Source organism: Rhodoferax sp. SPJ21, assembly GCF_058216335.1.
Genome location: NZ_JBYZMO010000002.1, coordinates 272,238 through 290,966 on the forward strand (window position 1 = coordinate 272,238; position 18,729 = coordinate 290,966).

Below are 18,729 nucleotides of genomic sequence, written 5' to 3' on the forward strand. Positions count from 1 at the left end.
AGAAAGCTCTAAACTTCCCGCGCAGACAATCTGTTACTTCTACACCCCTCCCCCAGCATGTTTGAAAACTTCTTTGGCAGCAAGAAAACCGTTCAAGGCCAACAACCCGAAGACCTTCTGCCCAAGCAGCGCATGCGGGCCGTAGAAGGCTCCGAGTCGGCCAACCGGGCGGCCGAGCTGCTCATCGCCCCCACGGCGCTGATGCAGCTGCTACCCGAAGAGGCGCTGACCGTCGTCAGCTATATGACACCGCGCCGCATCCCGATAGACACCACCTTCATTGTCGAGGGGGACAAAAGCGAAACCGGCTACATGGTTCTGCTGCTGGAAGGCGAAGTGACGGTAGAAAACGTTATCGTCAGCCGGCACAACCCGGTCACCGTGACCGTGCTAGGCCCGGGCAGCCTGATTGGCGAAATGGGCCTGATCGACGGCCAGGCGCGGCTGGCCTCGTGTACCGCCAGCACCAATGTGGTCTGCGCCATCCTGTCGCGCGCCGCTCTGGAAAAGCTCAGCCAGGACGACCCGCATACTGCCGCCAAGCTGCTGCTGGCGATTTCCATGCGCGTGGCCGAGCGGCTACGCGAAACCTCAGAGAAGCTGAAGCGCTACAGCCAGCTGGTGCAGGCCATGCAGCAGGAAATCGACCACCTGATGCCGACCTGATTTCGCCCCCGACAGGGGGCGGAATCAGTAAGCCACCGGGCTTACTTGCTGTAGGTCAGCACGTAGAACTTGTTGTCAAAAAAGGTATTGGCGTAGTACGGCGACACGCTGGTGGTGATCTTCTTGCTGTAGTCGGCGCTGCCTTCTGCGGTGATGGCGTAGATCTTCTTGCTCTTGTGGTCCATGGCCATGGTGCGTACGCCGGCCATGGTGCCCAGCGCTTCAGACGGCTTGTAGGTATTGGCATCGACCTGCTCGAACACATTCATGACCGAGTTCACACCGTTGGTCAGGAACACCCGTTTCAGCTCGGCGTCATACACCACGTCATCGTTGCCGCCACCGATTTCAAAGGTGTAGAGGATGGCGCCGTTGTCAGCATCCATCACCGCAAAAGACGGCTTCACCGTCGCGCTGCCACGGCAGCCCAGGAAGATGCGGCGGTTGGCCGCATCCAGCGCCAGGCCGTTAGTCTGGGCGCAACCAGGTGTGGGCCACTGGGCCGTGACGGTCATGTCTTTGGTGTTGATGCGGTACACCGCGTTCTCGTCGCGCGAGGCCATGTAGAAATTGCCCTGGCCGTCGGCTTCGGCGTGCTCAGGCTTTTTGGTGCTGACCTTGATGGAGCCAACCTTTTTCAATGAGGGGGCCTCCAGCACCTGCAACTCCGTGCCGTCTTTTCCTGCCGCCATATTCACGATGATGCGCTTGGTGGCCGGGTCGTAGTGGGTGGCATCCAGCTCGTCGCCCAGCTTGATGGACGCTTGCGCCTCCAGTGTGGACAGCTTGAAGGGGGTGATGGTGCCGTTTTCGTTGTATGAAATGCCGAGGTCGAACTCGGGCATCAAGGTGGCGCCGTTAGCGCTGTCGCTGGCCGTCGTGCCGATGATGCCAAGCGCCTTGTGGCTGGCCAGGTCGTACACCTGCAGGCCCGCGCCACGGCGGCCGATGAACAGGTGACCGCGCGCTGCGTCCAACGATACATAGTCCCAGGCGGAGCCCTTGCCCGGGATCGCCGTGGCGTTGTCCAGGTGCCAGCCGTCAAACGCAGCGGCGGGCAGGGGCATGGAAACAACGGCTGCGACAGCGGCGGCCACGGAAAGCAATTTGCACACGGACATAAGAACTCCTAGGGATGGGAGCCCGCATCCTAGGTCTGCGCCACCGTTTGGCGCAGGGTGCTAATCCTTACGTAATCGCCGCAGTCCGTGCAGGCAACTAGGCCGGCTGCGTCTTGCGCACTGCTGAAGTAGGCAGGCCAAACACGCGGTCAAAAACCCAGTTGAACACGAAGGCGTAAACCAGGAAGAACACCAGCAAGCCCAGGTCCATCAGCAGGGCCTGCCACAGCGTGGCGTCGAACCACCAGGCCATCAAGGGCACCAGAAACACCGTCAGCCCACCTTCGAAGCCTATGGCATGCGCAATGCGCCGGCCCAGGCTGCGGCCATACACCGCCTGGCGGGCTTCCCAGCGCTCGAACAAGGTGTTGAACACCAGGTTCCAGGTGATGGCGATGCTGGAGGCAGCGACCGCCACCACGCTTGAATCCTGCATGCCGTGGCCCGTCATGCCGGACAAACCGAGGGTGGTCGCCAGAATGGCAATGCCTTCGAACAAACTTACATAAACCAACTTGCGCTTGATACCTTGCATGGCAAATCTGAACGGCTTAGCCGCCTTGGAACCGGTAATGCCGCCACTTTATGTCTTTAATTCTGATATATAAAGTCAGCTTATGTCAGTTTTATTGATGGGTTGAGCCATGGCATTCACCACCGAGAGCGTGCAGGTATTTCTGGCCGTGCTGGACAGGGGCTCGTTCTCAGCCGCTGCGCGCGCCCTGGGGCGGGTGCCGTCGGCGGTCAGCATGGCCGTCGCCCACCTGGAGGCCGAGCTGGGGCTAGAGCTGTTCGACCGCAGCGGGCGCGAGCCCCGGCCCACGGCCACCGCGCGGTCGCTGGAGCCGCAGGCCCGCCTGCTGGCCGGCCAGCTGCAGCAGCTGAACGCACAGGCACTGGGGCTGACGCAAGGGCTGGAAAACCGCCTGACCCTGGCCATCGCCCCCGAGCTACTGGCAGCCCAGTGGCGCAGCCCACTGGCCACACTGGCGCAGGAATATCCCCTGCTGGAAGTGGAGGTGCTGGCCGCACCGCAGGCCGATGCGTTGAGCATGCTGCACGCAGGTCGGGCCAACCTGGCCCTGGTGTTCGAGCGGCCCAGCCTGGACGGGCGCGAAGGCTTTCAAGAAGTCAGCAGCGAAACCCTGGTGGCAGTGATGTCGCCCGAGCTGCTGGCGCGCACCCTGCAAGGCCCGGACGGCCTGCGCGAAGAGCAACTAACCAACACCCGCCAGATCGTGGTGGCCAGCCGCGACCTGGCCACCATAGACCGGCGCTTTGCCTTTGCCCGGCACTGCTGGCGCACCGACAACCACATCGCCGCGCTGGGCCTGATCGAGGCCGGCATCGGCTGGGGCTGGCTGCCGCAATCTTTTGTGCGCAGCCAGATCGCCTCTGGCACGCTGGTGCAGATACCGTTCGACAACCTGACCAACCACATGGAGCTGTGGGTAGACGTCGTCTGGTCCAAGGAACGGCCGCTGGGCCTGGCGGCGCGGCGCTTTATCGCCCTGGTCAGCGCCCGCAGGGAAGCCAGCAAACTGCTGGCGACATCCGCCAATAATTTATAACAAATAGGCCTGTAGCGCAGATATTAACTGCACAAGCAGCTACGAATTAAATAGCAGCCAGGGTTTCCCAGCGCCCGCTGCGCTGCGAGGCAAACAGCGCGTCGATGATGCGCATGTTCTGGACCGCGTCTTCCACGCCGTACGGCAGCGGCGCTTCACCACGGATCGCCTTTGAAAACGCATCGCCTTCCAGGCTGTACTGGTCGCAGGGCGCAAAGCTCTCCACCGTGGCGCTGGCGCCGCCCAGTTGCTGGCCGTTGTCGATGAAGATGCGGGTGGCTTCACCCTGCGGCGCGTTGAACGGAATCTCAATTTCCACCCGCTGCTGCGTGCCCACTACGTGCACGCGCTGGTAGGGCGTGGACTGGGTGGAGACGGTGAAGTCCAGGTGCCGGCCGCCACCAAAGTCCAGCAAGGCGCTGAACGTGCGGTCCACATTGAAATCGGGGTCCATGTCGGCCAGCGCCATCACGCGCACCGGCTCGGCACCGAACAGAAAGCGCCCGGCGACGATGGGGTAGCAGCCGATGTCGAACAGCGCGCCGCCGCCCTTTGCCGCATCGTTGCGGATGTTGCTGGCGTCGCGGTTGAAGTAGGAGAACCAGGCCTGCACCGTGCGCAACTCGCCCAGGGCGCCGCTCTGCACCAGCTCGCGCGTACGCAGCCACTGCGGGTGGAAGCGCACCATGAAGGCTTCCATGATGTGGACCTTGCCGGCCACCTCGCGCAACTGCGCGGCTTCATTGGCGTTCAGCGCGATAGGCTTTTCGCACAGCACATGCTTGCCGGCGCGGGCTGCGGCCAGGGTCATGGGCACATGCAAGTCGTTGGGCAACGGGTTGTAAATGGCCTCGATGCTCGGGTCGGCCAGCAGCTCTTCGTAGGAGCCGTAGGCGTTAGGGATGCCCAGTGTGTCCGCAGCGGCACGGGCCGATGGCAGCGAGCGCGAGGCAATCGCCTGCACATCGCACCACTGGCTGCGCATCAGCGCCGGGGTAACTTTCTCCATGCCAATCTTGGCAGTGCTCAACACACCCCAGCGCACTTTTTGCATATCAGGCAGCCTCTTTGTAGAAGAACGGGCGTAGCACGCGGCCGGGCAGCGGGTTCACCGCGTCGTGGATGGCGGCGATGTGGTCGGGCGTGGTGCCGCAGCAGCCACCGACGATGTTGACCAGGCCTTCGGCGGCGAATTCGCGCACCAGGGCCGAGGTGACGTCCGGCGTTTCGTCGAAGCCGGTGTCGCTCATCGGGTTGGGCAGGCCTGCATTGGGGTAGCAGCTGATGAAGGTGTCGGGCGCCACGCGGTGCAGCTCCTGGATGTAGGGGCGCATCAGCGCCGCGCCGAGTGCGCAGTTCAGGCCCACGGCCAGCGGCTGGGCGTGGCGCACGCTGTGCCAGAAGGCGGTGACGGTCTGGCCGCTGAGGATGCGGCCCGAGGCATCGGTCACCGTGCCGCTGATGATTAGCGGCAGGCGCTGGCCCGAGTCTTCAAAGTATTCGTCTACCGCGAACAGCGCGGCCTTGGCGTTCAGGGTGTCGAAAATTGTCTCGACCAGGATCACGTCCGCGCCGCCTTCGACCAGGGCCTTGGTCTGCTCGTAATAGGCTTTGCGCAGCTGCTCGAAGTTGACGTTGCGCGCGCCGGGGTCGTTCACATCGGGGCTGATGCTGGCGGTCTTGGGCGTGGGGCCGAGGGCGCCGGCGACGAAGCGGGGCTTGTCCGGCGTGCTGTATTTGTCGCAGGCGGCGCGGGCGATTTTGGCCGATTCGAAGTTCATCTCGATCGCCAGATCGGCCATGTCGTAGTCCTCTTGGGCCACAGTGGTGGCGCCGAAGGTATTGGTCTCGATCAGGTCGGCACCGGCGGCCAGGTAGCCCTCGTGGATGTCGCGGATCACGTCGGGCCGAGTCAGGCTCAGCAGCTCGTTATTGCCCTTCACATCCTTGTGAAAGTCCTTAAAGCGCTCGCCGCGGTACTGCTCTTCGGTCAGCTTGAAGCGCTGGATCATGGTGCCCATCGCGCCATCCAGGATGGCAATGCGTTGTGCCAGGATGGCGGGCAGTTGTTGGGCGCGGGTGTAGGTGGGCGTTTTCATGAGGGCTCGATTGTAGGAAACCCCGGCACGGCTCCGTTACACCGCCGCCAGTGGCCCCAGTCCGCGTAGGCGTACGGCGTCGCGCAGCGGCGGCTGGCCGTACATGCGGGCGTATTCGCGGCTGAATTGCGACGGGCTCTCATAGCCCACGGTGAAGCCGATGCTGGCCGCATCCGCCTGGCCAGCCAGCAGCAAGCGCCGCGCCTCTTGCAGGCGGATCTGCTTCTGGTACTGCAGCGGGCTCATGGCGGTCACGGCCTTGAAATGCCGGTGGAAGGTGGAGGCGCTCATATTCGCCCGCTGCGCCACCGCGTCAATGCGCAGCGGCTCGGCAAAGTGGCTACGTATCCAGCCTATGGCCTGGCCCACCTGGGCCATGCGGCTGTGGGCCAGCGCGATCTGGCGCAGCATGGGAGCCTGGGCGCCGGTCAGCAGACGGTACAGAATTTCGCGCTCGGCCAGCGGCGCCAGCATGGGGATGTCGGCCGGCCGGTCCAGCAGCCGCAGCAAGCGCACGGCGGCGTCCAGCAGGTCGGGCGTGACCGGGCTGACGGCCAGGCCGGGCAAGGGGGCGTCCTGAGCTGCCCCCGGCAAGGTGAGCAGCATGTCGGCCAGCACCGCCGGGTCCAGCTCCAGAGACAACGCCAGATACGGTGCGTCTGGACTGGCCTGGATGACCGAGCCGGTGATGGGCAGGTCCACCGACACCACCAAATACTGGCCGGCAGCGTATTCCACGATGCTGTTGCCCAGCAATGTGCGCTTGGCCCCTTGCGCCACGATGTACAGCATGGGCTGGTAGACCACGCCCATGGGCAGGGTCGGGGTATCGGAGCGCACCAGGCCAACGCGCGGGATGACGGTGGCGGTGCGACGCCCATGGCAGTGTTGTGCAATCAGGGCACACAGCTCTTTGAGGGAGTCTGGCGTAGGCGACGGTAACATGCGAGGATTATGCAAGAGCTGCGCAGCATCAGGCTACCGCTGCAAGGGCCGGCGCGCGGATAGTCAAGCCCTCAACTACCCGGAGCTTCTGCATGTCTTTCCAACCCCACACCTGGTTCATCACCGGCGCCGCACGCGGCATCGGTGCCCACACCGTGCAGGCCGCGCTGGCCGCCGGCCACAACGTGGTCGCCACGGCCCGCAAGCGCGACAGCATCACCCTGACCGACGACCGCCTGCTGGCGCTGGACCTGGACGTCACCGACGCGGCCCAGGCCCAGGCCGCCGTGCAAGCCGCCGTGGCCCGCTTTGGCCGCATCGACGTGCTGGTCAACAACGCCGGCTACGGCCAGCTCGGCCTGTTCGAAGAAAGCACGGCGGCCGATGCGGAGCAGCAGTTCGCCACCAATGTGTTTGGCCTGCTCCACGTCACCCGTTCCGTGCTGCCGGTGATGCGCGCGCAGCGTGCCGGCCATGTGTTCAACCTCTCGTCCATCGCCGGCATGCGCGGCATCCCCGGCGGCACGCTGTACTGCGCCAGCAAGTTCGCGGTGGAGGGCTTCTCCGAAGGGTTGGCGCAGGAGCTGGCCCCGTTCGGCATCCGCGTCACCATCGTGGAGCCCGGCGCGTTCCGCACCGACTTTCTGGACGGCCAGTCCATGCGCTTTGGCAGCCAGCCCATCGCCGACTACGCCGCCCAGTCGACCCAGACCCGCGCAGGTTTTGGTGCCCGCAACCACCTGCAGCCCGGCGACCCGGCGCGGCTGGCTGCGGTGCTGCTGCAACTGGCGGCGCATCCCACGCCGCCGCTGCGTTTTGCGGCGGGTAGCGATGCGGTGGCGATCATTGGGGCGAAGATTGAGGCGCTGCGGGGAGAGCTGGAGGCTTGGCAGGCGCTGTCGGTAACGACGGATAGGAATCTCCATCGTTAAGCGCCCTAAGAAGATCGTAAGCATCTCCTGGTCCAGATGTTCCTCGGAAATCGAGCGGCCCTTCGCCGAGCGCTTCACCAACTAAATCATTGAAGTTCTGCAAGCTGTCGAGAAAAGCCTGAACGTCACTCTCACTGTGGTCGCCCAGCAACTCTGGATTGAGGAATGTTTCTTTGTCGGCGTGCGAGACAGCTCGATTGCGGCTGTTGTTAAGGATGTCTCTGTAAACCTGAATACCAGCAGCTTCTTGCTTAATTGCATCTGTGAGAAGCCCCAAGACCTTCAGATCCTCAACAAGGTTTTCTACGGTCAAGTTCTCACGTTTACGAGTCATTGGGGGATCAGTTATCCGACACACTACAAGTACCCAATACTCGACCAGTATGGAATTCAAGTCGCCAAAGAATTGCTGTGCTGTTCGCCGCAGTAATGCGTCGGTGTCAGCACCAGACGAATACAGTGCAGCAGCGATATCGAACACCCTTCTCACCCATATAGATTCGACTCGGAACGCATTGAACGCATTTTTCGTCCGGTCGAGTTCAACTGCTGCCATAGGTGCTACCCAATTTAGTACGCTGAAACACATGCGTGTTCTGTTGCAAAACTGCAGATGAAAGCCCAGGACCACTATAGCCGGACGAAAACGCCACCCTCCCGGCACGGGGCACAATACCCGCTCACCCAGCCCAGCGCTGGTTTACATACAAAATCAGCCCCTAGCGCATATGCCACCTGCGCCAGCAGCTACAAATTCCAGAGCAAAAGCATTGTCCTCGTCCCCCCTCGCCATTCTGCGTGAAACCTTTGGCTACGAGCAGTTTCGGGGCCCGCAGCAGGCCATCGTTGAGCATGTCGTAGCGGGCGGCGATGCGCTGGTGCTGATGCCTACGGGCGGCGGCAAGTCGCTGTGCTACCAGATCCCGGCGATTGCGCGGCAGCTGGACGGGCATGGCATCACCATCGTCATCTCACCGCTGATCGCGCTGATGCACGACCAGGTGGGGGCGCTACACGAGGCGGGGGTGAAGGCGGCGTTCTTGAACTCCACCTTATCGTTCGACGAGGCGCTGGACGTGGAGCGGCGGCTGATGCGTGGCGACATCACCATGCTGTACGCCGCGCCCGAGCGCATCACCACGCCGCGTTTTCTGGACCTGTTGGACGACCTGCTGGCGCGCCGGCAGCTGAGCCTGTTTGCGATTGACGAGGTGCATTGCGTCAGCCAGTGGGGCCACGACTTCCGCCCTGAATACCGTGCGCTGACGGTGCTGCACCAGCGCTATGCCAGCGTGCCGCGCATCGCGCTGACAGCCACGGCGGACGCACTGACACGCGCCGACATCGTGGAGCGGCTGCAGCTGGAAGAGGCCCAGCATTTCGTCAGCAGCTTTGACCGGCCCAACATCCGCTACACCATCGTCGAGAAAAAGGACGCCACCACGCAACTACTGCGCTTCATCGAGCGCGAGCACGACGAGGACGCGGGCGTGGTCTATTGCCAGTCGCGCAAGCGGGTGGAAGAGGTGGCGCAGATGCTGTGCGAGCAGGGCATCAACGCCCTGCCCTACCACGCCGGCCTGGACGCGAAACTGCGCCAGACCCACCAGGACCGCTTTCTGCGCGAAGAAGGCATCGTGATGGTGGCGACCATTGCCTTCGGCATGGGTATCGACAAGCCAGACGTGCGCTTTGTGGCGCACCTGGACATGCCGAAGAACATCGAAGGCTACTACCAGGAAACCGGCCGTGCGGGGCGCGATGGCATGCCCGCCGACGCCTGGATGGCCTATGGCCTGCAGGACGTGGTGAACCAGCGCCGCATGATCGACGAGAGCCCGGCGGGCGAAGAATTCAAGCAGGTGATGCGCGGCAAGCTGGACGCCCTGCTGGGTCTGGCCGAAGCCACCGACTGCCGCCGCGTGCGGCTGCTGGCCTACTTCGGCGAGAAGTCAGAGCCTTGCGGCAACTGCGACAACTGTTTAGAGCCGCCGCCGATCTGGGATGGCACCGAGGCGGCGCGCAAGCTGCTGTCCACCATCTACCGCATCCAGCAGATGAGCGGCATCACCTTTGGTGCCGGCCACATCATGGACATCTTGCGCGGCAAGACCACCGACAAGGTGACCCAGTTCAACCACGCCACGCTGAGCACCTTCGGCCTGGGTACGGACTACACCGAGCAGCAACTGCGCGGCGTGCTGCGCCAGCTGATCGCCATTGGCGCGGTGGCGGTAGAGGGCGCGTACAGCACGCTGTGCCTGACCGAGGGCTCGCGCGCGGTGCTGAAGGGCGAGGTGCCGCTGATGCTGCGCGCCTCCCTCTCCGGCCCGGCAGAGCGTAAACCCAAGCGCGACCGTAGCGGCAAAAGCACGGCCAAATCCGCCGTGGCGGCCGCACTTGACGATGCAGCCCAGGTACGCTTCACCGCACTGAAAGCCTGGCGCGCCGAGGTGGCCCGTGAACACAACCTGCCGGCCTATGTGATCTTCCACGACGCGACGCTAGCCGCCATCGCCGCCCTGGCACCGGACAGCCTGGATGCACTGGCCGGCGTGAGCGGGCTGGGCACCAAGAAGCTGGAAGCCTATGGCGCGGAAGTGCTGCGCGTGTGCGCTGAGAATGCTACATAAATAAGAGCTGCTTGCGCAGATGCTATTTGCGCCAGAGGCCGATTGGGCTTGGGGCGACACTGAATAAGTCCCCGCGAGGCTGCGCGCCCTGGCTCGGGATGTGATGCAAGGCGCAAACCGCAGACATAGCTTGGGCTATGGGGAGGATTTGCAACGCCGCAGACCGCGAGGGACTTGTTCAGCGTTGCCTCAAATATAGGCAGACTGGTGCGCGTTGTAGAAGGCGTCAAACTCGGCAATCGGTAGCGCCGGGCTGACGAGGTAGCCCTGGTACGACAAGCAGCCTATGTCTTGCAGGAAGGCCCGCTGGCCCTCGGTTTCGACGCCTTCGGCAATCACGTCAAGCCCCATGCTTTGGCCCAAGTTGACGACGGTGCGGGCAATGGCAGCGTCCTGCGGGTCGGTGAGCACATCGCGCACAAAAGACTGGTCGATCTTCAGCTGGTCCAGCGGCAGCTTCTTCAGGTAGCTGAGCGACGAATAGCCGGTGCCGAAGTCGTCCAGCGACAGGCGCACGCCCCATGCTTTCAGGGCCGACATCTTGGTGATGATGTCGTCCACGTCATTGACCAGCAGGCTCTCGGTCAGCTCCAGCTTGAGCTGGGAGGCGCGCGCGCCGGATCGCTCCAGCACCGAGCCCACCTGGGCCACGTAGTCGGGCTGGCGGAACTGCTGGGCGCTGACGTTCACTGCTAACACCAGGTCGGCGGTCTCGGGCCGCTGCGCCCAGGCCACCAACTGGGCGCAGGCCGTGCCCAGCACCCAGTGCCCCAGCGGCAAGATGAAGCCGCTCTGCTCGGCCACGGGGATGAAGTCGGCGGGCGAGACCCGGCCCAGCACCGGATGGTTCCAGCGCAGCAGAGCCTCGGCGCCGACGATGTGGCCGTCGGCGCCAATCTGCGGCTGGTAATGCAGTGCGAATTGGTTGCGGCCCAGGGCCTTGTGCAGGTCGGCCTCCAGTGTGTGCAGGGCCTTCATGTCGGACTGCATTACGAACAGCAGGCCGTAGACCACGAGCAGGGCCAGGGCGTTGCTGATCCAGGTGCCTGGGATGCGTACGTCGTCGGGCATGGCGTAGGGCGTGACCAGGCCCCACTGGCTGCTGGCAAAGCCGAAGTAAGCGGCAAAACAGGCCAGCGGAATGCCGTGGCGCAGCCAGGCGGTTTCGCCACGGAACATCAGAAAGGTGCCCATGCCCATGACCAGAAAGTAGTGGTGGGACGAGCGTGGCGCCTGTGGCGAGGGGATGTCCAGCACCAGGCACAGCACGCTGAGCCAAACGGCCAGGATGGCCACCAGCAGCAGCACGGCCGCACGGTGGCGGCCGGTTCGCACCAGCCACAACGAGGTGACCGCCACCAAGGCCAACAGGATCTCCAGTTCGACCAGTACCCAGTTGCTGCGCAGCGCGAAGTAGATCGTCCAGAACACTCCTGCGCACGCTGTGGTAATGCTGAGCAGCACAACAGTGCGGCGCATGCGCAGTGCGTGCTTGGATGCGGGCGCTGGCCGGCGCAGCAAGGGGTTGTGCATGGCAGGGTGGGCCATGCCTTCAGTGCATAAAGCCTATGCCTCGGGACTCGCGCACCTCGGGCTTGATGCGGTGCTCTGCTTCAAGTTGGTCCATGAATTCTTCCGGGGCGAGCTGTGCGTCCAGGATTTCGCCCTGGCGTTTGACGGCGGCGAAGTCGCCGGGGCAGAGCTGGTCCATGCGGGCCAAACGGGCTTTCAGGCTGTCGTCCAAGCGGCTGGCATCGCCACCCAGGGCTTCCACCACGAACATGGTTTCGCGCTGCGTGCGTAGTAGCGGCTTGAACTGGATCTTGAAGGTGAAGCGACGCAGCGCGGCCTGGTCTATGCGGTCCAGCAAATTGGTGGTGCACACAAAGATGCCACGGTAGCGCTCCATGCCCTGCAGCATTTCGTTGACCTCGGTGACCTCGTAGGTGCGCTGGGCGCCGCGACGGTCTTGCAAGAAGCTGTCGGCCTCGTCCAGCAGCAGTACGGCTTTTTCGGCCTCGGCCTCCTTGAACATGGCGGCCATCTTCTGCTCGGTTTCACCCACAAATTTACTCATCAGGTCGCTGGCCTGCTTGACCAACAGGGGCTTATCCAGCGCCTTGGCGATGTGCTCGGCCAGCGCGGTCTTGCCGGTGCCGGGGGCGCCATAGAAGCACAGCGTGCCGTGGCCCCGGGCCTTCAGTGCTTGCACGATGCGCGGCAGCTCAAAGCGGCTTTCCACGTTGAGCATGTCCAGGCTGTACTGGGTCACGGTGGGTCGCTGGGCAGCGTCGGCCGCACGGTTGCCCAGCGCCTGGTCGGCATTCTTCAGTTGACGCTCGATCAGGCTTTCAAAGGCCGTGTCGGTCTGCGGTGTCACCAGGCCAGCGAAGCGCACGGCGGTGCGGATTTGCGCCGGCGTCAGGCCTTTGCGTTCGGTGAGCTTGGCCACGAATGCATCGGACACCTGCACGCCTTCTAAGGTCTTGCGCACCAGGCCTTCACGCGCGCCGGGCGGCGGCGACTTCAGCTCCAGGTGGTAGGCAAAGCGGCGGCGGAAGGCCGGGTCGATCTGCTCGATGCGGTTGGTGACCCACAGCGTGGGCACGGCGTTGGACTCCAGGATCTGGTTCACCCAGGCCTTACCACTGACCGAGCCGGAACTGGGCGCAGCCACCTGCTCGGCCCGCGCCATAAGCTGGGCGGCCTCGGAGCTGATGGGCGGGAACACGTCTTCCACCTCGTCGAACAGCAACGCCGCCTGCACGCTGCCTTTCAGGAACACCTGGGCGATCTGCAGCGAGCGGTAGCGGTCGCGGCCGCTGAGCGAGTTGCCGTCGCGGTCCGCGTATTCCACTTCGAACAGGTCGAGCCCGGCGGCCTGGGCGACGACGCGGGCAAGTTCGGTCTTGCCGGTGCCGGGCGGGCCGTACAGCAGTACGTTGACGCCCGGTTCCTTGCGGGCCACGGCGTTGCGCAAAAGGGATACCAGCACCTGGGTGTCGTCCAGCACATAGGTGAAGTCGGTCAATGCCAGCGCGCTCTTGGTGGCCGGGCGGGTGAAGACGGCCATCAGCTCGCTCTGGTCGCGGTACTCGCGCATCAGCACCGGGGGGAGCTTTTCGCTGACCTTCATCAGGTCGGCCAGGTCGGTGATGTTGTGCTCGGAGATCAGGTTTTCTACCAGGCCGATGCGCTCCAGCCGCGAGCCTGCGCGCAGGGCCTCGCCCACCTCGGCCGGGCTGACGCCGGCGACCTCGGCAATCGCCGCATAGGCTTCGGGCGCATTGTTCACCTTGACCTCGACCAGGATTGTGCGCAGGTCGCGCTGGTAGCGGGCCAGTGTGCCGTAGAGCAACAAGGCACGTTCGGCCTTGTTCAGCTGCAGCAGGCCGGACAAGGCGTCGATATTTTTTTCGACCAGGGTGGACTGGGACTTTAGCGCGTGGGTCAACCATTCGCCGGTGACGGCCAGGGCCGACAGCAGGTCCTTTGGCTGGTCCTTGGCGTATTCGTCCAGATAGAAGAACAGCGTGCCTTCTTCATACGGGCCGCGCCAGATGCCGTGGCGCTCCAGGAACTCGGCGGTGCCCAGGTCATCATGGCCGCGCCAAAACTCGTTGTCCTTGCAGCGGCGCAGCAGGAATTCGCGCAAGCGCAGCAGCACCGGTTTCGGCCACACCAAGTGCCTGCCGGCCATGGCCAGCAGGCTGTTCAGGTCGCGGCGGACATTGAATTTGGGGCCTTGGCGCGCCACCAGGGTCAGCACAAAGTGCGAGCACATCAAATCCAGCACCGGCGCAGCCTTCAGCCCCGGTGATGGAATCAGCGGTGCGTTGGCAGAATCAGAAATCAAGCGCTTCGCCATGGAAATGCTCCCAGCCACAAAGTGGTTTGTTGCCGCACCATAACGCAGGCCGTCAAGCATGGGAAGACATGGCCCGTGAAATATGCCCGGTAGAACCCACCTAGGGACAAGTCCTTAAAGTTGGTACGATGTCTAGCTTGCAGGTTTTGGCCTGCCAAGCTGCCCGGCAGGGCAGGTTTTTGACACCACCCCAAGGAATATCTATGTCCAGCCCTGATACCAGCGAACACGGCGCCAGCGCCCACGCTCCCGCCGATGCCGTGGAAGCCATCGTGCCCATGATCCCCATGGTTTTGCCCATCGTCGGCGGTGTGCTGATCTTCCTGCTGGCCTTTATCGCCGTATACATGGCCTGACGCCAGCGTGGCGGCAGCCCGGCCGGACTTGCCGCCGCTGATAGAAAAGCGCCGCGCCTGAACCACAGGCCGGTGCAGCGTTTTATGCAATGTAGAACGCCGTTTTTGCCCTAGTCACTCCCCTTATTTAGCCTTTTTTGCTACGTTTCTTGTAGCTACTGGTGCAGCATTTGTCTGCGCTACGGGGTGGAAATATGCGCCATTTTTACCCTCAAAAATGCACCGCATAACCTCATGCAACGTTTGCATACATTTTGTGTGTAATCGCACCGTAACTTTGTCCTGTCTCTTTAGAATCGAACTCCCAGCCGACCCGCGCTGACAACGCCGACCACCGACTGAGTAGCAAAGCCGTTTTCTGAAAAGGCCGCTCCCGCATCGAGCCTCTTTTTGAAAAGACGATTTTCAACTTAGGAGTACCTCGATGAACGCACGCACCATGGGCCTGGGACTGGACTTGAACGCCCCCGATTACGTCAAAAACACCCAGCTCCTCGCCTGGGTTGCCGACATGGCTGCTCTGACCCAGCCTAAGGCTGTGTACTGGTGCGACGGCAGCGAAGAGGAATACGCCCGCCTGTGCCAGCAACTGGTGGACGCCGGCACCTTCAAGAAGCTCAACCCCGCCAAGCGCCCCAACTCCTTCCTGGCCTGCAGCGACCCTAGCGACGTGGCCCGCGTGGAAGACCGCACCTACATCTGCTCTGAAAAGAAAGAAGACGCCGGCCCTACCAATAACTGGATGGAACCCGCCGAAATGCGCGCCACCCTGGGCCCGCTGTTTGCCGGCTGCATGCAGGGCCGCACCCTATACGTGGTGCCGTTCAGCATGGGCCCGCTGGGCTCGCCCATCGCCCACATCGGCGTGGAGCTGTCCGACAGCCCCTACGTGGCCGTCAACATGAAAACCATGACCCGCATGGGCAAGGCTGTGGTGGAACTGCTGGGCACCGAGGGCCGCTTCGTCCCCTGCATGCACACCGTGGGCGCACCGCTGGCAGAAGGCCAGGCCGATGTGAAATGGCCCTGCAACAAAACCAAGTACATCGTGCACTTCCCGGAAACCCGCGAAATCTGGTCCTACGGCTCGGGTTACGGCGGCAACGCGCTGCTGGGCAAAAAATGCTTCGCGCTGCGTATCGCGTCGAACATGGGCCGCGACCAGGGTTGGCTGGCCGAGCACATGCTGATCCTGGGTGTCACCAATCCACAAGGCAAGAAGTACCACGTGGCAGCCGCCTTCCCCAGCGCCTGCGGCAAGACCAATTTCTCGATGCTGGTGCCGCCAACCGGTTTCGATGGCTGGAAGGTCACCACCATCGGTGACGACATCGCCTGGATCAAGCCCGGTGCGGACGGCCGCCTGTACGCCATCAACCCAGAAGCCGGTTACTTTGGCGTGGCCCCTGGCACCAACTACCACACCAACCCGAACTGCATGGCCAGCCTGGACAAGGACGTGATCTTCACCAACGTAGCGCTGACCGATGACGGCGACGTGTGGTGGGAAGGCATGGAGAAGGACAGCGGCAGCCTGCCCGAGCATCTGATCGATTGGCAAGGCAAGGACTGGACACCCGCCATCGCCCGTGAAACCGGCGCCAAGGCCGCACACCCCAATTCGCGCTTCACTGTGCCTGCCACAAACAACCCCGCGCTGGACCCGGCCTGGGACGACGCTGCGGGTGTAGCTATCGACGCCTTCATCTTTGGCGGCCGCCGCTCCACCACCGTGCCCCTGGTGACCGAAGCTAGATCCTGGACCGAAGGCGTTTACATGGCCGCGACCATGGGTTCGGAAACCACCGCCGCCGCCGTGGGCCAAATGGGCGTGGTGCGCCGCGACCCGTTCGCCATGCTGCCGTTCACCGGCTACAACATGAGCGACTACTTCCAGCACTGGCTGAATGTGGGCGACAAGCTGACTGCATCGGGCGCCAAGCAGCCCCCAATCTACTGCACCAACTGGTTCCGCAAGGGTGAAGACGGCAAGTTTGTCTGGCCAGGCTACGGCGAAAATATGCGCGTACTGAAGTGGATGATTGACCGCATCGAAGGGCAGGCTGCGGGCCAGGAAAACATCTTCGGCGTCAGCCCGACCTATGGCGAACTGAACTGGACCGGGCTGGATTTCACGCCTGCACAGTTCGACACCGTCACCAGCATCGACAAAGCCGCCTGGCAGCAGGAACTGGTGCTGCACACCGAGCTGTTCACCCAGCTGGCCTACCACTTGCCGCAGGCTTTGGTGGACACCAAAAAGGCGCTGGAACAGCGCCTGGCGGCTTGAGGTAACGCTGAATGCAAAAAGCCCCGCACAAGATGGGCGGGGCTTTGGGGCCTCATGTTCGGCTCACTACGCGGCCGGCAGTGCCTGATCGACAGGCGTTGACGGCAGCGCGGTTTGCGCAATTACAGGTGTGCGGACAGGCGGTACTGCGCAGCAGCGTAAGCTTGCGCGTCCAGGCGGTCAAAAGCAGCCAGTGCAGCACGGCCCAGACGGCCTGATACGGGAGCCTTGTCTGCCACCACGGTAGCGTCGGCTTCTGCGTGGCGGCCCATGGCGACTTGCAGGTCGGCCATGATGCGGGGGTCGCTCAAAGCGGTAGCCCACAGACGTTGGTCAGCGCGGGCACGGGCTTGGCGCAGCGACCATGCATCCAGAGCCAGCACGATGCGTGCGGCAGCGCGGCGGGCCGTGCCTGCAAACAGTGCCAGAGCAACAAAGCCTACGGCCCACACAGCGCCCCAGGCGGCCAGCAGATGGCCTTCGCCCCAGTTGTCTACCAACTGGTCGGCAGCAACCACCAGTGCGGACACAATGGCGGCCAACAAAATGGTGGACAGGCCCTTGGCGGAGTCAAAACGTTCGGACAGGTTTCCGGTTGCCGACTCAGCACGGGTTGCGCTGTTGAGTGCGGTAGGGAAGCTGGTTTGGGCAATGCTGGTCATGGTAATTTCCTTTGGATCTAGCGTCCTCTGGACGGGATCGCCGTAGACGCAAGCGAATCTTAGGGTTTATACCCATACGACCCTACTTTATCTTTGTGATGATCTCCATTCACCACAGTGATGAATAGCTTGCGACTTGCCACCCTGCAAGCTAGCCAGACCGATCTGTAAAGGGCTTTCATACGTATGTAAACATTGCTGTGGAATATGCCTCTAACGCATGTGCTCTTTGCGCTAGCAGCTCTCATAACCATAGCAAACTCAGTTTATAAATATGGTATGCAAAAACGGTTTTTTTGGCACCTGCATCAGTCGTCGTACCAGCGCATGGCCATGACGATGCACCGTATCTATAAAGCAACACACTGCACTTACCACTACGCAAACCTTTGCGCCACCCGCCATGAGCCTGCCTAACTTTCGCACTTTCGATCTCAACCTGCTGCGGGTGTTTGATGAAATCATGGCCGAGCGCAGCCTCACCCGGGCGGCGCAAAACCTGGCGCTGACCCAGCCTGCCGTCAGCAACGCCCTGCGGCGCCTGCGTGAAACCCTGGATGACGAGCTGGTGCGGCGGCGCGGCCAAAGCCTGGAGGTCACACCGCGCGCCCTGGCGCTGTGGCCGGTGGTACGCGAGGCCTTGCGGCAGCTACAAGCCTCGCTGGTGCCCAGCGACTTCGTACCTGCGCTGGCAGACAACACCTTTGTGCTGGCCATGGCCGATGCTACAGCGGCCGAGCTGATACCTGGGCTGGTAGATATTCTGGAAACCGAGGCGCCCGGCATCTCGCTGCGCGTCGTGCCGCTGACCACGCGCGACCCGCGCAAGCTGTTGGAAGATGAGGTGGCCGACCTGGCCGTGGGCTATTTCCCGGCGGTAATGAGCGACCTCACAGCCCGCGCCCAGGTGGGCAAGGCCACGCCGTATGCGCACCAGCGCCTCTACGACGGTCAATATGTATGCGCGATGCGCAAAAGCCATCCGCTGGCCCCCGCCGGCCTGACGCTGGACGCGTTTTGTGCAGCCCGCCACTTGCTGGTGAGCTTTTCCGGCCGGGCCTTTGGCTTTATAGACGAGGCTTTGACCCGCCTGAAACGCGAGCGCCGCGTGGTGCTAACGGTGAACCAGTTTTTCACCGCAGGCCGGGTGGTGGTCAATTCTGACTTGCTGACGGTGCTGCCACGGCACTTCGTCAGCGTCACCGGCATGGGCGATGCGCTGCAGTTGCAAGAGCTGCCGTTCACGGTGCCTGCGGTGCACGTCGATGCGCTATGGCACCGGCGTATGGAGCATGACGCAGCCCACACCTGGCTGCGCCTGGCCTTGGCTCGCTCTGCCAAAAAGGCATTTGCGAACTAAAGCTATCAGCGCATCACGCTGAGAAAGGCCAGTGCCGCGCCACGCAGTTCGGCCGACTGGTAGGGGTTGGTGCCAGAGCGGGCACCCGCGCTTTCCATCAAATCCTGGGCCACATTGGGCGTGTCTTTGCGGCGACGGATGGCAGGCACAGCTGCGCTGACGCTACGGAACAAGATCTTTTGGAGGAGCAGACTCAACATACAAATACCACCGGACAAACGGTGAA

General features: G+C 63.0%; 17 protein-coding genes. 7 read left to right on the forward strand and 10 right to left on the reverse strand.

Features of this window, described 5'->3' with window-relative positions; all coding sequences use genetic code 11:
- The first annotated feature begins 57 nt into the window (after nucleotides 1–57).
- Nucleotides 58–666, forward strand: a complete 609-nt coding sequence (locus AC4BBN_RS09075; RefSeq protein WP_490591660.1) for a cyclic nucleotide-binding domain-containing protein — start codon at nucleotides 58–60, stop codon at nucleotides 664–666.
- Nucleotides 667–707: 41 nt separating this feature from the next.
- Here AC4BBN_RS09075 and AC4BBN_RS09080 read toward each other — a convergent pair whose 3' ends face one another.
- Together AC4BBN_RS09080 and AC4BBN_RS09085 are read right to left on the reverse strand one after the other, a co-directional pair.
- On the reverse strand, nucleotides 708–1,787 hold the full coding sequence (locus AC4BBN_RS09080; RefSeq protein ID WP_490591661.1) for a YncE family protein: 1,080 nt from the start codon (nucleotides 1,785–1,787) through the stop codon (nucleotides 708–710).
- A gap of 97 nt (nucleotides 1,788–1,884) precedes the next feature.
- A complete protein-coding gene (locus AC4BBN_RS09085; protein ID WP_490591662.1) occupies nucleotides 1,885–2,322 on the reverse strand; it encodes a PACE efflux transporter in 438 nt (145 codons plus the stop codon).
- Nucleotides 2,323–2,431: 109 nt separating this feature from the next.
- Between AC4BBN_RS09085 and AC4BBN_RS09090 the strand changes: the two genes are divergently transcribed.
- Complete coding sequence (locus tag AC4BBN_RS09090; RefSeq protein ID WP_490591663.1) at nucleotides 2,432–3,358, forward strand: LysR family transcriptional regulator; 927 nt, start codon at nucleotides 2,432–2,434, stop codon at nucleotides 3,356–3,358.
- A gap of 46 nt (nucleotides 3,359–3,404) precedes the next feature.
- On the opposite strand, the gene AC4BBN_RS09095 is transcribed toward AC4BBN_RS09090, so the two are convergent.
- From AC4BBN_RS09095 to AC4BBN_RS09105, 3 genes are read right to left on the reverse strand one after another with little or no spacing between them, the layout of a single operon-like run.
- Nucleotides 3,405–4,412, reverse strand: coding sequence for a Gfo/Idh/MocA family protein (locus tag AC4BBN_RS09095; RefSeq protein ID WP_490591664.1), 1,008 nt, complete (start codon nucleotides 4,410–4,412; stop codon nucleotides 3,405–3,407).
- A 1-nt stretch (nucleotide 4,413) separates the two neighbouring features.
- A complete protein-coding gene (locus tag AC4BBN_RS09100; RefSeq protein ID WP_490591665.1) occupies nucleotides 4,414–5,457 on the reverse strand; it encodes a homocysteine S-methyltransferase family protein in 1,044 nt (347 codons plus the stop codon).
- Nucleotides 5,458–5,493: 36 nt separating this feature from the next.
- Nucleotides 5,494–6,402 (reverse strand): AraC family transcriptional regulator, encoded by a 909-nt coding sequence (locus AC4BBN_RS09105; protein WP_490591666.1) that lies wholly within the window; start codon nucleotides 6,400–6,402, stop codon nucleotides 5,494–5,496.
- 92 nt (nucleotides 6,403–6,494) lie between these two features.
- On the opposite strand from AC4BBN_RS09105, the gene AC4BBN_RS09110 reads away from it, so the two are divergent.
- A complete protein-coding gene (locus AC4BBN_RS09110; RefSeq protein ID WP_490591667.1) occupies nucleotides 6,495–7,334 on the forward strand; it encodes an oxidoreductase in 840 nt (279 codons plus the stop codon).
- On the opposite strand, the gene AC4BBN_RS09115 is transcribed toward AC4BBN_RS09110, so the two are convergent.
- Nucleotides 7,246–7,890 carry an AbiU2 domain-containing protein gene (locus AC4BBN_RS09115; RefSeq protein ID WP_490591668.1) on the reverse strand — a complete coding sequence of 215 codons (645 nt, stop codon included), beginning with the start codon at nucleotides 7,888–7,890 and terminating at the stop codon, nucleotides 7,246–7,248. The two genes, AC4BBN_RS09110 and AC4BBN_RS09115, sit on opposite strands and share 89 nt — an antisense overlap.
- 172 nt (nucleotides 7,891–8,062) lie before the next feature.
- Between AC4BBN_RS09115 and recQ the strand changes: the two genes are divergently transcribed.
- Complete coding sequence (gene recQ / locus AC4BBN_RS09120; protein WP_490591669.1) at nucleotides 8,063–9,967, forward strand: DNA helicase RecQ; 1,905 nt, start codon at nucleotides 8,063–8,065, stop codon at nucleotides 9,965–9,967.
- 189 nt (nucleotides 9,968–10,156) lie between these two features.
- Here recQ and AC4BBN_RS09125 read toward each other — a convergent pair whose 3' ends face one another.
- On the reverse strand, nucleotides 10,157–11,515 hold the full coding sequence (locus AC4BBN_RS09125; RefSeq protein WP_490591670.1) for a putative bifunctional diguanylate cyclase/phosphodiesterase: 1,359 nt from the start codon (nucleotides 11,513–11,515) through the stop codon (nucleotides 10,157–10,159).
- 4 nt (nucleotides 11,516–11,519) lie between these two features.
- On the reverse strand, nucleotides 11,520–13,835 hold the full coding sequence (locus AC4BBN_RS09130) for an ATP-binding protein (protein ID WP_490591671.1): 2,316 nt from the start codon (nucleotides 13,833–13,835) through the stop codon (nucleotides 11,520–11,522).
- A gap of 203 nt (nucleotides 13,836–14,038) precedes the next feature.
- Between AC4BBN_RS09130 and AC4BBN_RS09135 the strand changes: the two genes are divergently transcribed.
- Both AC4BBN_RS09135 and AC4BBN_RS09140 read left to right on the forward strand, forming a co-directional pair.
- Nucleotides 14,039–14,191 carry a hypothetical protein gene (locus AC4BBN_RS09135; protein ID WP_490591672.1) on the forward strand — a complete coding sequence of 51 codons (153 nt, stop codon included), beginning with the start codon at nucleotides 14,039–14,041 and terminating at the stop codon, nucleotides 14,189–14,191.
- Between the two features lie 424 nt (nucleotides 14,192–14,615).
- A complete protein-coding gene (locus AC4BBN_RS09140; protein WP_490591673.1) occupies nucleotides 14,616–16,481 on the forward strand; it encodes a phosphoenolpyruvate carboxykinase (GTP) in 1,866 nt (621 codons plus the stop codon).
- A 122-nt stretch (nucleotides 16,482–16,603) separates the two neighbouring features.
- Here the strand turns inward: AC4BBN_RS09140 and AC4BBN_RS09145 are convergent, their stop codons facing one another.
- Entirely contained in the window at nucleotides 16,604–17,143 is a 540-nt protein-coding gene (locus AC4BBN_RS09145; RefSeq protein ID WP_490591674.1) for a hypothetical protein, read from the reverse strand.
- Between the two features lie 403 nt (nucleotides 17,144–17,546).
- On the opposite strand from AC4BBN_RS09145, the gene AC4BBN_RS09150 reads away from it, so the two are divergent.
- The gene (locus AC4BBN_RS09150; protein ID WP_490591675.1) at nucleotides 17,547–18,503 is read left to right on the forward strand and encodes a LysR family transcriptional regulator; all 957 of its coding nucleotides are present in this window, start codon (nucleotides 17,547–17,549) and stop codon (nucleotides 18,501–18,503) included.
- Nucleotides 18,504–18,508: 5 nt separating this feature from the next.
- Here AC4BBN_RS09150 and AC4BBN_RS09155 read toward each other — a convergent pair whose 3' ends face one another.
- Complete coding sequence (locus tag AC4BBN_RS09155; RefSeq protein WP_490591676.1) at nucleotides 18,509–18,703, reverse strand: hypothetical protein; 195 nt, start codon at nucleotides 18,701–18,703, stop codon at nucleotides 18,509–18,511.
- Nucleotides 18,704–18,729 lie beyond the last annotated feature (26 nt).

Excerpts from the sequence above, each read along its gene's own strand:
- AC4BBN_RS09075 (WP_490591660.1), top strand. The coding sequence starts at position 58 with ATGTTTGAAAACTTCTTTGGCAGCAAGAAAACCGTTCAAGGCCAACAA.
- AC4BBN_RS09080 (WP_490591661.1), bottom strand. The coding sequence starts at position 1,787 with ATGTCCGTGTGCAAATTGCTTTCCGTGGCCGCCGCTGTCGCAGCCGTT.
- AC4BBN_RS09085 (WP_490591662.1), bottom strand. The coding sequence starts at position 2,322 with ATGCAAGGTATCAAGCGCAAGTTGGTTTATGTAAGTTTGTTCGAAGGC.
- AC4BBN_RS09090 (WP_490591663.1), top strand. The coding sequence starts at position 2,432 with ATGGCATTCACCACCGAGAGCGTGCAGGTATTTCTGGCCGTGCTGGAC.
- AC4BBN_RS09095 (WP_490591664.1), bottom strand. The coding sequence starts at position 4,412 with ATGCAAAAAGTGCGCTGGGGTGTGTTGAGCACTGCCAAGATTGGCATG.
- AC4BBN_RS09100 (WP_490591665.1), bottom strand. The coding sequence starts at position 5,457 with ATGAAAACGCCCACCTACACCCGCGCCCAACAACTGCCCGCCATCCTG.
- AC4BBN_RS09105 (WP_490591666.1), bottom strand. The coding sequence starts at position 6,402 with ATGTTACCGTCGCCTACGCCAGACTCCCTCAAAGAGCTGTGTGCCCTG.
- AC4BBN_RS09110 (WP_490591667.1), top strand. The coding sequence starts at position 6,495 with ATGTCTTTCCAACCCCACACCTGGTTCATCACCGGCGCCGCACGCGGC.
- AC4BBN_RS09115 (WP_490591668.1), bottom strand. The coding sequence starts at position 7,890 with ATGGCAGCAGTTGAACTCGACCGGACGAAAAATGCGTTCAATGCGTTC.
- recQ (WP_490591669.1), top strand. The coding sequence starts at position 8,063 with ATGCCACCTGCGCCAGCAGCTACAAATTCCAGAGCAAAAGCATTGTCC.
- AC4BBN_RS09125 (WP_490591670.1), bottom strand. The coding sequence starts at position 11,515 with ATGGCCCACCCTGCCATGCACAACCCCTTGCTGCGCCGGCCAGCGCCC.
- AC4BBN_RS09130 (WP_490591671.1), bottom strand. The coding sequence starts at position 13,835 with ATGGCGAAGCGCTTGATTTCTGATTCTGCCAACGCACCGCTGATTCCA.
- AC4BBN_RS09135 (WP_490591672.1), top strand. The coding sequence starts at position 14,039 with ATGTCCAGCCCTGATACCAGCGAACACGGCGCCAGCGCCCACGCTCCC.
- AC4BBN_RS09140 (WP_490591673.1), top strand. The coding sequence starts at position 14,616 with ATGAACGCACGCACCATGGGCCTGGGACTGGACTTGAACGCCCCCGAT.
- AC4BBN_RS09145 (WP_490591674.1), bottom strand. The coding sequence starts at position 17,143 with ATGACCAGCATTGCCCAAACCAGCTTCCCTACCGCACTCAACAGCGCA.
- AC4BBN_RS09150 (WP_490591675.1), top strand. The coding sequence starts at position 17,547 with ATGAGCCTGCCTAACTTTCGCACTTTCGATCTCAACCTGCTGCGGGTG.
- AC4BBN_RS09155 (WP_490591676.1), bottom strand. The coding sequence starts at position 18,703 with ATGTTGAGTCTGCTCCTCCAAAAGATCTTGTTCCGTAGCGTCAGCGCA.